At 64.7% G+C, this 13,418-nt stretch carries 10 protein-coding genes; 5 read left to right on the plus strand and 5 right to left on the minus strand.

The annotated features are described in order from the left end of the window. The first annotated feature begins 115 nt into the window (after positions 1-115). Positions 116-709 carry a GNAT family N-acetyltransferase gene (locus E2I15_RS36175; RefSeq protein ID WP_137476626.1) on the plus strand — a complete coding sequence of 198 codons (594 nt, stop codon included), beginning with the start codon at positions 116-118 and terminating at the stop codon, positions 707-709. A gap of 267 nt (positions 710-976) precedes the next feature. Beyond that, complete coding sequence (locus E2I15_RS36180; RefSeq protein ID WP_137476627.1) at positions 977-1,603, plus strand: glutathione S-transferase family protein; 627 nt, start codon at positions 977-979, stop codon at positions 1,601-1,603. Positions 1,604-1,788: 185 nt separating this feature from the next. Here the strand turns inward: E2I15_RS36180 and maiA are convergent, their stop codons facing one another. The 3 genes from maiA to metF all read right to left on the minus strand — a co-directional run bounded on the left by maiA (position 1,789) and on the right by metF (position 7,338). Beyond that, positions 1,789-2,448: a maleylacetoacetate isomerase gene (maiA, locus tag E2I15_RS36185; protein ID WP_137476628.1), complete on the minus strand. Its 660-nt coding sequence runs from the start codon at positions 2,446-2,448 to the stop codon at positions 1,789-1,791. A 117-nt stretch (positions 2,449-2,565) separates the two neighbouring features. Continuing rightward, on the minus strand, positions 2,566-6,420 hold the full coding sequence (gene metH / locus E2I15_RS36190) for a methionine synthase (protein WP_137476629.1): 3,855 nt from the start codon (positions 6,418-6,420) through the stop codon (positions 2,566-2,568). A gap of 3 nt (positions 6,421-6,423) precedes the next feature. Continuing rightward, on the minus strand, positions 6,424-7,338 hold the full coding sequence (gene metF / locus E2I15_RS36195; protein WP_137476630.1) for a methylenetetrahydrofolate reductase [NAD(P)H]: 915 nt from the start codon (positions 7,336-7,338) through the stop codon (positions 6,424-6,426). A gap of 390 nt (positions 7,339-7,728) precedes the next feature. On the opposite strand from metF, the gene E2I15_RS36200 reads away from it, so the two are divergent. Continuing rightward, the gene (locus E2I15_RS36200) at positions 7,729-8,748 is read left to right on the plus strand and encodes an LLM class flavin-dependent oxidoreductase (RefSeq protein ID WP_137476631.1); all 1,020 of its coding nucleotides are present in this window, start codon (positions 7,729-7,731) and stop codon (positions 8,746-8,748) included. Between the two features lie 108 nt (positions 8,749-8,856). Here the strand turns inward: E2I15_RS36200 and E2I15_RS36205 are convergent, their stop codons facing one another. Then, positions 8,857-9,717, minus strand: a complete 861-nt coding sequence (locus E2I15_RS36205; RefSeq protein WP_069279347.1) for a prephenate dehydratase — start codon at positions 9,715-9,717, stop codon at positions 8,857-8,859. A gap of 79 nt (positions 9,718-9,796) precedes the next feature. Next, positions 9,797-10,537: a 3-deoxy-manno-octulosonate cytidylyltransferase gene (locus E2I15_RS36210; RefSeq protein ID WP_137476632.1), complete on the minus strand. Its 741-nt coding sequence runs from the start codon at positions 10,535-10,537 to the stop codon at positions 9,797-9,799. 200 nt (positions 10,538-10,737) lie between these two features. Between E2I15_RS36210 and E2I15_RS36215 the strand changes: the two genes are divergently transcribed. Next, positions 10,738-11,286, plus strand: a complete 549-nt coding sequence (locus E2I15_RS36215; protein ID WP_137476633.1) for a c-type cytochrome — start codon at positions 10,738-10,740, stop codon at positions 11,284-11,286. Between the two features lie 229 nt (positions 11,287-11,515). Further along, on the plus strand, positions 11,516-13,417 hold the full coding sequence (locus E2I15_RS36220; protein ID WP_137476634.1) for an extracellular solute-binding protein: 1,902 nt from the start codon (positions 11,516-11,518) through the stop codon (positions 13,415-13,417). Position 13,418 lies beyond the last annotated feature (1 nt).

Consider the following 13,418-nt stretch of genomic DNA (forward strand, 5'->3'; position numbering starts at 1 on the left):
TAGGGCTGGCTGCCTCGTCTGTTTTTCCTGACCAGGCACTGTGCGCAGCGTCGCATTGCATCTGCGGCGACGTGCGGTTATCTCCCGCCGACAGCTTGGAAACAAAGGTCGCTTAATGCTGCTGCCCGACGGCTATTCCGACATCCCCCACGGCAAAATCGCTGCCGTCGTCACCCATCTGGAAATGACCGCGCGCCCGCCGCGCCGCGACGATCCGCCCGGTGCATGGCGCCTGCGCAAGATCGATCCGCCCGCGCTCGATTGGTATCGCGATATCTACCGCCGGGTCGGCGAGGAGTGGCTGTGGTTCACCCGCACCGCGCTCGATGATTCCGATCTCGCCTCGCGGATCCACGCCCCCGGCAACGAGCTCTACGGGCTCGCCGTCGACGGCCAGGATGAGGGTCTGCTCGAACTCGATTTCAGCGTGCCCGGCGAATGCCAGCTGCTCTATTTCGGCGTCACGGCAGAATTCATCGGCACCGGCGCCGCGCGCTTCCTGATGAACCGCGCGCTCGAGATCGCTTGGTCGCGCGACGTCAGCCGCGTCTGGGTGCACACCTGCACTTTCGATCATCCCTCGGCCGTCGCGTTCTACCAGCGCTCCGGATTCCGTCCGTTCCTGCGGCAGATCGAGGTGGCCGACGATCCCAGGCTCGACGGCAAACTGCCGCGGGATGCGGCGCGGCATGTGCCGGTGATTGGGTAGCTGCTCTGCCGTCGTCCCGGGCAAGCGTAAGCGCAACGCGGGACCCGTTGCGCACCAGGCAGGAACGGCACGCTGAGCGAGCAACGGCTGCCTCAGCAGAATTAACGCCAGGCAATGCTTCATCGGAATGTCTCCGCGTGTTGCAACGCGGCGCAACCCATCTAGGATAGTCCAAAGCGCAGCCTTTGACCCGGCGTGGCCGCCACACCTCGAAAGTCCTGCTTTCGAGGGCAGCGCCCTGCCGCGGCATGACCGACGAGATGACAGATGTTTTTGATCGGCCAGTACGACTCGCCCTTTGTCCGCCGCACCGCGATCGCGCTGCGGCTCTATGGATTGTCGTTCGAGCACAAGCCGTGGTCGACCTTCGGCGATGCCGAAAAGGTTGCGGCCTACAATCCGGTGCGGCGGGTGCCGACGCTGGTGCTCGATGACGGCGAGGCGCTGATCGAGAGCGGTGCGATCCTGGATTATCTCGACGAACTGGTCGGGCCGGACAAGGCGATGATCGCGCGTTCGGGGCCCGAGCGGCGCAAGCACCTGCGCATCACGGCGCTGGCGACCGGGCTCGCCGACAAGGCGGTGAGCCTTGTCTATGAGCGCGTTCTGCGCAAGGAGCAGTTGAAACTCTGGGTCGAGCGTTGCGAGGCGCAGATCGCGGGCGTGCTCGCGGTGCTGGAGCAGGAGCGCGCGGCGGTTCCGTCGCCGTATTGGCTGGGTGATCGCATCGGTCATGCCGACATCGCGGTGGCCTGCGCGCTGCGCTTCACCGGCGAGGCGCATTCGCATCTGTTCGATGCGCGCTATCCGGCGCTCAAGGCCCACGCCGCGCGCTGCGAGGCGCTGCCGCCGTTCCAGGAGATCGTGCAGCCGCTGGCGCCGCCGAGCGGTTAGGGCGGCGTACCGTCATCTCCCTCCGTCGTCATTCCCCGGTGCGCAATTGCGCACCGGGTGCGCAGGCATCACTCACAGCCCGTGCAACACACTCAGTGTCGTCCCGGGCTTCGCCGGCATGACGGTCGAGAGAGAGCCGCGCACACGTTTGCGCCTCTGCCTGTCCTTTGCAACGCGCTCGCAAACTACTTCGCCTGCATCGCTTCCGGTGTATCCGGCTGCGCGGACGGATGCGCCTTGGCGAACGCCGGCAGCGCCATGGCGGTCTCGTGGATGCGCTTCACGGTCGGCCAGGGCGACAGGCTGATCTGCTGGTTGATCGCCGCCGTGACGTGGCCGACCAGGCAGATGTCGGCAAGGGTCGGCGCATCGCCGTGGCAGAACCGGCCGGTTGCCTTGTGGCCGGCGAGGTGGCCCTCGAGCGCGGCCAGCGTCTCGACCGTCCAGTGCCGCCGCCAGGCGTTCTGCTGGCTGTCGCGCAGATCGAGCTCGCGATCGAGATAGCGGCGCACCCGCGGCGTCAGCAGCGGATGGCCCTCGCAGGCGACGATCAGCGCCAGCCCGCGCACCCGGGCGCGGCCGAGCGCATCCGCCGGCAGCAGCGGCGGCGTCGGAAAAGTCTCGTCGAGCCAGTCGATGATCGCGAGCGACTGGAACAGCACCGTGCCGTCGTCGGTCAACAGCGCCGGCAGCGCCATCTGCGGATTGATCTTGCGATAGGCATCGGTGCGATGCGCGTCCGCATCGAGATCGACGAAGACGACGTCGGCGGCCACGCCCTTGAGGTTGAGCGCGATCCGTACCCGAAAGCTCGCCAGCGAGCGCCAGAAGGAGAAGAACTGCATGGAGTGCACCCCTCACGTCATGCCCGGGCTTGACCCGGGCATCCATCGATCTTCGCCAGAAGCTTGTTGGAAGATGGATCGCCGGGTCAAGCCCGGCGATGACAAGTCTTGGCGAGCCTATCCCGCCCCCACCTTCTTCTTGCGCCAGGCGAGGTGCACCGCGCAGGTGCAGCCCTGCGGATGCGAGGCCAGTTCCGCGTCGTTGGCGGGCGTCGCGGCGGGCGCAATCGCCGGTCCCTTGGCGCCGTCCTGCGCGGGGATGTAGTTCAGCACCGGCGCCAGCCAGCGCTCGATCTCGGCGACCGTCATGGCCTTGCGCGCGGCGTAGTCCTCGACCTGGTCACGCTCGATCTTGCCGACGCCGAAGTAGAAGCTTTCGGGATGCGAGAAGTACAGGCCCGAGACCGACGAGCCCGGCCACATCGCAAAGCTTTCGGTCAGCTTCACGCCGGCCGTGTTCTCGGCATCGAGCAGCGCGAACAGCGTCCGCTTTTCGGTGTGGTCGGGCTGCGCCGGATAGCCGGGCGCGGGCCGGATGCCGTCGTATTTCTCGAGGATCAGTTCGTCGGCCGACCACGCCTCGCCCGGCGCATAGGCCCAGAACTCCTTGCGCACGCGCTGGTGCATGCGCTCGGCGAAGGCTTCGGCCAGGCGATCGGCCAGCGCCTTGCACAGGATCGAGGAGTAGTCGTCGTTGGCGTTCTTGAAGCGGTCGGCGACCGCATCCTCGCCGATCCCCGCGGTGACGACGAAGCCGCCGATATAGTCGGGCACGCCGGTCTCGACGGGCGCGATGAAGTCGGACAGCGCGGCGTTGAAGCGGCCCTCGCGCTTCTCGAGCTGCTGGCGCAGCGTGTGGAAGGTCGCGATCTTCTGCTTCCGCGTCTCGTCGGCATAGACCTCGATGTCGTCACCGACGGCGTTGGCCGGCCAGAAGCCGATGGTGGCGCGGGCGGTGAACCACTTCTCCTTGATGATCGCGTCGAGCATCTTGCGCGCGTCGGCATAGAGCGAGCGGGCGACTTCGCCGACCTTGGGGTCGTCGAGGATCGCCGGGAAGCGGCCGGTCAGCTCCCAGGTCTGGAAGAACGGCGTCCAGTCGATGTAGTCGGCGAGCTCGGCAAGATCGTAGGCATCGAAGCTCTTCAGCCCGAAGAAGGCCGGCTTCTTCGGCGGCGCCGCCGCGAAGTCGATCGCGACCTTGTTGGCGCGGGCCTCGCCAAGCTTCAGCCGCTTCTTGTCGGCCTGGGCGCGGAAATGCGCCGTCGAGATCTTGGCGTATTCGGCGCGCACCTCGGCGGCGTAGGCCTGCTTCTTCTCGGCCGACAGCAGCGAGGAGGCGACGCCGACCGCGCGGCTCGCATCGTTGACATGCACGACCGGGCCGCCCGGATAGTTCGGGTCGATCTTCACGGCGGTGTGCACGCGGCTCGTGGTGGCGCCGCCGATCAGGAGCGGCAGGTTCATGCCCTGCCGTTGCAGCTCGCCGGCGAGGAAGCTCATCTCGTCGAGCGAGGGCGTGATCAGGCCGGACAGGCCGATGATGTCGGCGCCCTCGGCCCTGGCGGTCTCGATGATCTTGTTGGCGGGCACCATGACGCCGAGGTCGATGACCTCGAAATTGTTGCACTGGAGCACGATGCCGACGATGTTCTTGCCGATGTCGTGGACGTCGCCCTTCACCGTCGCGAGCACGATCTTGCCCGCGGCGTTGCGGCCGCCGGTGATGCCGTTGGCGAGGTTGCGGGCCTTCTCCTCCTCCATGAACGGCATCAGATAGGCGACCGCCTGCTTCATCACGCGGGCCGACTTCACGACCTGCGGCAGGAACATCTTGCCGTCGCCGAACAGATCGCCGACCACGTTCATGCCGGCCATCAGCGGCCCCTCGATGACGTCGAGCGGACGGGACGCGTTCTGGCGGGCGGCCTCGGTGTCCTCTTCGATGAACTCGGTGATGCCGTGCACCAAGGCATGGGACAGCCGCTTCTCGACCGGCCATTCGCGCCAGGCGAGATCTTGCTCCTTGGTCTGCTTCTCCTTGCCGCGGAATTTTTCGGCCAGCGCCAAGAGTCGCTCGGAGGCGCCGGGATCGCGGTTGAGGATCACGTCCTCGCAGGTCTGGCGCAGCTCGGGGTCGATGTCGTCATAGACGATCATCTGTCCGGCATTGACGATGCCCATGTCCATGCCGGCATGGATCGCGTGATACAGGAACACCGAATGCATCGCCTCGCGCACCGGCTCGTTGCCGCGGAACGAGAACGACAGGTTGGAGACGCCGCCGGAGATGTGGGCGCCGGGCAGGTTCGCCCGGATCCAGCGCGTCGCCTCGATGAAGTCGACGCCGTAATTGTTGTGCTCCTCGAGGCCGGTCGCGATCGCAAAAATGTTCGGATCGAAGATGATGTCCTCGGGCGGGAAGTCGAGCCGGCCGACCAGGATGTCGTAGGCGCGCTTGCTGATCTCTGTCTTGCGCTTGAACGTGTCGGCCTGGCCGGTTTCGTCGAACGCCATCACCACCACGGCGGCGCCGTGGCGCTTGGCGACGGTCGCTTCATGGATGAACTTCTCCTCGCCCTCCTTGAGCGAGATCGAGTTCACGATCGGTTTGCCCTGGATGCATTTCAGGCCGGCCTCGATGACGTGGAACTTGGAGGAATCGACCATCACGGGCACGCGTGCGATGTCGGGCTCGGCGGCGACGAGGTTGAGGAACGTCACCATCGCCGCCTCGGAATCGAGCAGGCCCTCGTCCATGTTGACGTCGATGACCTGGGCGCCGTTCTCGACCTGGTCGCGCGCGACCTGAAGCGCGGCGGTGTAGTCGCCGGCGGTGATCAGCTTGCGGAAGCGCGCCGAGCCGGTGACGTTGGTGCGCTCGCCGACATTCACGAACGGGATGGCGTCGGTCAGCGTGAACGGCTCGAGGCCGGACAGCCTGAGCCGCGGTGCGATCTCGGGCACCACGCGCGGCTTGTGCGGGGCGACCGCCCTGGCGATCGCCGCGATATGGTCGGGCGTGGTGCCGCAGCAGCCGCCGACGATGTTGACGAGGCCGGCGGCGGCGAACTCGCCGATCAGCCGCGCCATGTAGTCCGGCGTCTCGTCATACTGGCCGAATTCGTTGGGCAGGCCGGCGTTCGGATATGCACACACGAGCGTGTCGGCGACGCGGCCGATATCGGCGATGTGCGCGCGCAGATCTTCGGCGCCGAGCGCGCAGTTGAAGCCGATCGTGATCGGCCTGGCGTGCCGCACCGAATGCCAGAACGCCTCCGGCAACTGTCCGGAAAGCAGGCGGCCGGACTTGTCGGTGATGGTGCCGGAAATCATCACCGGCACGTCGATGCCGCGCTCCTCGATGATCTCGGAGATCGCGTACAGCGCCGCCTTGGCGTTCAGCGTGTCGAAGATGGTCTCGACCAGCAGCAGGTCGGCGCCGCCGTCGAGCAGGCCCTTGGCCTGCTCGCCATAGGCCTTGCGCAGATCGTCGAAGGTGACCGCGCGATAGCCTGGATTGGAGACGTCGGGCGAGATCGAGGCGGTGCGGTTGGTCGGGCCGAGCGCACCGGCGACAAAGCGCGGCTTGCCGTCCTCGGCGCTCACCCGCTCGGCGGCGGCGCGCGCAAGCCGGGCGCCCTGCAGGTTCAGGTCATAGGCCAGGTCCGACATGTCGTAGTCGGCCTGCGCGATCGAGGTCGAGGAGAAGGTGTTGGTCGCGACGATGTCGGCGCCGGCGCGCAGGTAGGCGGCGTGGATGTCCGTGATCGCCTCGGGCTGGGTCAGGATCAGCAGATCGTTGTTGCCCTTGATGTCGCGGTGGAAGTCCGCAAACCGCGCGCCGCGGAAGGCGGCTTCGTCGAACTGCAGGCCCTGGATCATCGTGCCCATGGCGCCGTCGAGCACGAGGATGCGCTCGCGGGCAGCCGCGAGCAAAGCGTTACGCTTGGGGGAAACGGGAACGGACATGTGTCAGGCAGCTTTCTGGGCACCGTTCGGCCGGATGCCGAGCAGGTGGCTGATCGCGAACACGAGGTCCGCGCGGTTCATGGTGTAGAAGTGGAAGGTGTCGACGCCGTGCTTGAACAGTTTCTGCACCTGGCCGGCGGCGACGGTGGCGGCGACCAGCTTGCGGGTCTCGGCGTCGTTGTCGAGGCCCTCGAACTTCTCGGCGAGCCAGTCAGGCACGCTGGTGCCGGCGCGCGTCACGAAATTGCGCGCCTGCTTGAAATTGTGCATCGGCATGATGCCTGGCACGATCGGAATCTCGATGCCGCGCGCGCGCACCCGGTCGACGTAGCGGTGGTACAGGTCGTTGTCGAAGAACACCTGGGTGATCGCGCGCGCCGCGCCGGCGTCGACCTTGGCCTTCAACGTGTCGATGTCGGCGTCGAAATCCTTCGCTTCCGGATGCTTCTCGGGATAGGCGGACACCGAGATCTCGATGTCGGCGTGGCGCCGCTTGATCCCGGCGACGAGCTCGGCCGAGCTCTGGTAGCCGTCCGGATGGGTGAAGTAGGGCGTGCCGATGCCGCCGGGCGGATCGCCGCGCAGCGCGACGATGTGACGGACGCCGACCTCATGATAGCGGTCGACGATGTCGTCGATCTCGCCGCGCGAGGCGCTGACGCAGGTCAGATGCGCAGCCGGCAGCAGGTCGGTCTCGCGCAGGATGCGTGTGATGGTCGAATGGGTGCGCTCGCGGGTTGAGCCGCCGGCGCCGTAGGTGACCGAGACGAAGTTCGGCGTCAGCGGCGCCAGGCGATTGATCGTCTCCCAGAGATTGCGCTCCATCTCCTCGGTCTTCGGCGGGAAGAACTCGAAGGAGATTTTCGGCCCCTTGGGCGCACGCGGTGCGTTCGGCACGGAGGAAATGGTCTCGGTCATGATACGCAAAGGCTCCGCAACTGGAGGGCAGGCGTCCCAGCCTGGATATGAAGGCCCTAAGATAAGCCAAATGCGTTGGATCAAACAGCCCATCGGATATGGGAAATTGCCCATTCGCGGCGCGGATTCGGCAAAAATTGGCTATTGAGAACGCTCGGTGGGCAATTCGGTAGTTTCGCGATGGCGGCATTAATTAATTGAATATATTGGCATAATATGGATTATGTAAGTGATTGGAGGCCGAAATCGATTGTGGGTATCTTAGTGCATTAATGAATTGTCGTATATCGTCCCAAGATCGGTGGCTGCTGGCGCCGACGTTCCGCTGCGGGACTGGTCTGCGCGGCCGGGGCCTTTGTCGCCTCGTGGCGCCACACTAGGTTGAGGGCCATGATTCCGCTCTCCGTCCTCGACCTGTCCGTCGTCACCACCGGCACCAGGCCGGCCGCTGCGCTCCGCAACAGCATCGACCTGGCGCGCCATGTCGATGGTCTCGGCTACACACGTTATTGGCTCGCCGAACACCACAACCTCGCTTCCGTCGCGAGCCCGGCCCCCGATCTGATGATCGGGCAGATCGCGGCGGTGACGCAGCATATCCGTGTCGGCTCCGGCGGCGTGATGCTGCCGAACCATGCGCCGCTCGTCGTCGCCGAGCGCTTCAAGATGCTGGAGGCGCTGTTTCCCGGCCGCATCGATCTCGGCCTCGGCCGCGCGCCCGGCACCGACGGCGCCACCGCCTACGCGCTGCGCAGCCGGCTCGATCGCCGCGAAGGCGATGATTTCCTCGAGCGGCTGCACGAGCTGACCTTGTGGGAGACGCGCGATTTTCCATCCGGCCATCCCTACAATAATGTGGTGGCGATGCCGGACGACTCGCCGCTGCCGCCGATCTGGCTGCTCGGCTCGAGCGACTATTCCGCCGAGCTCGCGGCCCAGGTCGGGATGGGCTTTGCATTCGCGCATCATTTTGCCACTCACGATGCAATTGCGGCGATGACGAACTACCGCGCGCACTTCAAGCCGTCGGGCTGGCGCGCGACGCCGCAGGCGATCCTGGCGGTCGCCGTCGTCACGGCGGAGACCGACGCCGAGGCCGAGCGGCTTGCACTGTCGATGGATCTCAACCGGCTGCGCCGCGACCGCGGCCAGCACCTGCCGCTGCCTAGCGTCGAAGAGGCAGAAGCCTATCCCTACACCGACGCCGAGCGCGCCTCGATCGCGCGCAACCGCGCCCGCCTCTTCGTCGGCAGCCCCGCAACCGTGATGACGAGGCTGCAGCCGCTGATCGCGGCGACCCAGGCCGACGAGCTGATGGTGATATCAGCGGTCTACGACCACGCGGCGCGAAAGAAGTCGTACAGCTTGCTCGCCGAGGCGTTCGGGCTCGCGAAGAGGGCGGCGGCCTGACCCCGTCATTCCGGGGCGATGCGCAGCATCGAACCTCAGATGCGCAATGGCGCATCGGGGAATCTCGAGATTCCGGGTTCACGCTTCGCGTGCCCCGGAACGACTGCGTCAGTCCTGCGTCTCGCTGAAGGTGGCGCGGAACGGGTGGCCCGGATAGACGCCGACGATGCGGAATTCGCGCGAGAAGAATTTCAATTCCTCGAGCGCAAAGGCGAGCCCGCGGTCGTCGGGGTGGCCGTCGACATCGGCGTAGAATTGCGTGGCGAAGAAATTGCCGTCGACCATGTAGCTTTCGAGCTTGGTCATGTTGACGCCGTTGGTGGCAAAGCCGCCCAGCGCCTTGTACAGCGCGGCGGGCAAATTGCGCACCCGGAAGACAAAAGTCGTGACCAGCGGCCCCGAGCCCTGCGCGGCCCATTTGGCCTCGCGCGCCAGCACCACGAAGCGGGTGGTGTTGTGGGCTTCGTCCTCGATGTCTTCGGCGAGAATGTCGAGGCCGTAGATATCGGCGGCGAGGCGGGAGGCGATCGCCGCCACGCTCTTGTCGCCGCGCTCGGAGATGTCGCGGGCGCTGCCGGCAGTGTCGGCGGCGACGATCGGCTTGATGCCGAGCTTGCGGATGACGCGGCGGCATTGGCCGAGCGCGTGGACGTGGCTCTCCACGCTCTTGATGTCGGCGAGCTTGGTGCCCTTGATCGCCATCAGCTGGTGGCGGATCGGCAAGAACCATTCGCCGACGATGAACAAGCCCGAAGCGGGCAGCAAATGATGGATATCGGCGACGCGGCCGGCGACCGAATTCTCGATCGGGATCATGCCGAGATCGGCCTCGCCCGAGGAAATCGCCGCCAGCGCGTCCTCGAAGGTCGGGCAGGGCATCGGCTCGGCGTCGGGATAGGCCTCGACGATCGCGATGTGGGAATTGGCGCCAGGCTCGCCCTGGAACGCGATTTTCAGCTTCTTGGTCATGGGTGGCCTTTTAGCAGCATGATCCGGAAAAGTGGAAACCGGTTTTCCGAAAAGATCATGCTCAACAAAGAGATGCCAGTCAGGCTTTGAAAAGTATCCGCCGGGCGGTTTCGAGGTCGGCCGGGGTGTCGACGCCGCGCGGGACAGTGTCGACGATGGTGATGTCGATCCGCATCCCGGCCTCCAGCGCGCGGAGCTGTTCGAGCTTTTCCTGCTGCTCCAGCGGCGAGGGCGGCAGCGCCACGAACCGCTCCAGCGCGGCGCGGCGGTAGGCGTAGAGGCCGATATGATGGTAGCGCGGCCCATCGCCATAAGGCGCGGTGGCGCGGGTGAAATACAGCGCGCGCAACCGGTTCGGCCCGATCGTCGAGCCGACCGCCTTGACGACGCTGGGGGCCTGATCCTCCTCCTCGCTATGGATGCGCGAGGCCAGGGTCGAGATGTCGACTGCGGGATCGTCGAGCGCCGGCATCACGCTGCGGATGGTCTCGGGGCTGATGGTCGGGAAATCGCCCTGTAGATTGACCACGATCTCGGCATGGCCGTCGGGGTCGAGGGTCGTCATCGCTTCATAAATCCGGTCCGAGCCGGACGGGTGGTCGGAGCGGGTCATCACGACCTCGCCGCCGGCAGCCTTCACCGCATCGGCGATCTCGGCCGTGTCGGTTGCAACCGCAACCCGGCCGATGCCCGCCGCCTCGGCCCGCCGCAGCACATGGACGATCATCGGCCGGCCTGCGATCTCGAGCAGCGGCTTTCCTGGCAGCCGGGTGGCGGCCATGCGGGCCGGAATCAGCACCAAGGTACGAGGTTGGGTCATTCGTGTCGGGGCCCGTCCGGCCTGCGGAAATTGCCGGGGAGGAGGTTGAATTCGGCGCGTTTATACGGGTTGCCAGAGCGCGGGCAAACCGATATCTCAACCCTGCTTGGGGCGGTGCGATAAGGCCGATTCCCAGGTCTTTCCCCGCGGCCGTATTCCCGGCCTGAAGTCGACATTCAAGGCCCGGAGCCTGACCCAAAATGGACTCCTTCGAACTCAACAAAATCCTCGGTGCAGTTCTCGGCACCTGCATCGTCGTCCTGGTGATGAGCTTTGCCGCCAGCGCGAAATTCGCGCCGAAGCTGCCGGAGAAGCCGGGTTTTGAGATCGCGGTGAAGGAAGAGTCCCATGGCGGTGGCGGCGAGGCCGCTGCGACCTCGTCCGAGCCGATCGAGAAGTTGCTGCAGACCGCGTCCGTCGAGAAGGGCGCGGCGGCCGCCAAGAAGTGCCAGGCCTGCCACACCTTCGAGAAGGGTGGTCCCAACCGCGTCGGTCCGAACCTGTTCGGTGTCGTCGGCGAGAAGAAGGGCGAGGGCCGCGGCTTCAATTTCTCGGCCGCGATGAAGGGCAAAGGCGGCGAGTGGACGTTCGACGACCTCAACAAGTTCCTGACCAACCCGAAGGGCTTCGTCCCGGGCACCGCGATGGGCTTTGCCGGCGTGCCGAAGGACAGCGAGCGGGCCGACATCATCGCCTATCTGAATTCGAACTCGGAGCACCCGGCTCCGCTTCCGACCGCCTCGAAGTAACGATTTGCTTCGCGCAAGCATGCGGACGAAACGGCCAGGCAATGCCTGGCCGTTTTTGCATGGGGGAACGGTCGTCCCCTTTTGGGGTTGCAGGGGTTGTTATCGAGACGTTTCGCCGCAGCGGATCGGTTCCGGACCGGCTATCATTAGGAAAAAGCAACGTAAACGGTCGAACCGTTGCCGTATATTGAGGTCCATCTAGGCGGGGTAAGCAACAGGAATTCCGGATTTGGCAATCACCCGACGACACCTCCTTCAGGGCAGCGCACTGGCAGCAGTGGCTCCAGTGCTCGGATTCAATGCCGGCCTACCGGCGATCACGCCGGCACTCGCCGACGATGGCCCGAACGAGCTAAAATGGCGGCACGCGTTGTCGCTCTTCGGCAATGTGAAATACCCGGCTGACTTCAAGCGATTCGACTACGTCAATCCGGATGCCCCGAAGGGGGGCCTTGTCCGGCAAATCGCAATCGGCACTTTCGATAATTTCAACATTGTCGTCTCGGGTGTGAAAGGCTCCATCGCGGGCGCTGTCGCCTTGATTTATGAATCGCTGACGACGCCTTCGCTCGACGAAGTCTCAACGGAGTACGGATCGCTCGCGGAGGCCGCAAGTTACCCGGACGACTTCTCCTCTGTCGTTTACCGTCTGCGCCCTCAGGCAAAGTGGCATGACGGAGCGCCGGTTACACCGGAAGACGTGATCTTCTCGCTCGACGCCTTCAAGACGCATCACCCGATGTTTTCCGCCTATTACAGCCATGTCGTGAGGGCGGAGAAGCTTAGCGATCGCGAAGTGAAATTTGTCTTCGATATGCCGGGCAACCGCGAACTGCCACAGATCGTGGGCCAGCTTACGATCTTGCCCAAGCACTGGTGGGAAGGCACCGATAGCCAAGGACGCAAGCGCGATATCTCCGCGACAACGCTGGAGCAGCCGTTGGGGTCGGGACCGTATCGGATCAAGGAATTTGTCGCAGGGCGGACTGTGACTCTGGAGCGCGTCAAGGACCATTGGGCGCGGGATCTCGCGATCAATGTGGGGCGCAACAACTTCGACGAACTTCGCTACGAATACTTCAGGGATCCGACGGTTGCGATCGAGGCATTCAAGGGCGATCAGATCGATTGGCGTTTGGAGAACAGCGCGAAGGCATGGGCGACCGCCTATAATTTTCCGGCGGTCACCGACAAGCGCGTGGTGCTGGAAGAGTTTCCGAACCGCAGTTCGGGCATCATGCAGGCCTTTGTCCCGAACCAGCGGCGCGCCAAATTCAAGGATACCCGTGTTCGCCGCGCTCTGAACTACGCGTTCGACTTCGAGGAGGTCAACAAGCTGCTGTTCTTCGGCCAATACAAGCGCATCATTAGCTACTTTGATGGCGCCGAGGAGTTGATGGCGACTGGGCTGCCGCAAGGCAAGGAATTAGCCATCCTTGAATCCATGCGTGATCAGGTGCCAGCTGAAGTATTCACAACGGCCTATACCAACCCTGTCGGCGGCAATCCCGAGGCCGTGCGCGAAAACCTCCGGGAAGCATCGCGTCTGCTCAAGGAGGCCGGCTACGAAGTACGAGATCGGAAGCTCGTGGATTCGAGGAGCGGCGAGCCGTTCTCGATCGAATTGTTGGGTGAGGATCCGAAATTCGAAAGGGTCATGCTGGCCTACAAGCCGGCACTCGAGCGGCTCGGATTTTCGGTCACCGTGCGCACGATTGATCCGATCCAATATGAGAATCGGGTTCGCAGTTGGGATTTCGACATCGTCGTCGGGTCCTGGGGGGAATCCCTGTCGCCCGGCAACGAGCAGCGTGAATACTGGGGATCGAAAGCTGCGGACACAGCCGGATCGCGCAATCTTGCCGGCATCAAGAGCCCGATAATCGACAAGCTGGTCGAGCGGGTGATTTTTGCGACGGATCGCGAAGATCTCGTCGCGGCGACGAAAGCGCTCGATCGCGTGTTATTGTGGAACCACTACGTCGTCCCGCAATGGAACTATCCTAAGGTCCGTACAGCCCGCTGGGATCGCTTCGGCCGTCCGACTGAATTGCCCAAATATGGACAATCGGGGTTTCCGGCGATTTGGTGGTACGACGCCGACAAGGCGGCCAAGCTCAAGCGTTCATAAA

This window comes from Bradyrhizobium sp. BR2003 (assembly GCF_009720285.1).
Classification (GTDB): domain Bacteria; phylum Pseudomonadota; class Alphaproteobacteria; order Rhizobiales; family Xanthobacteraceae; genus Bradyrhizobium; species Bradyrhizobium elkanii.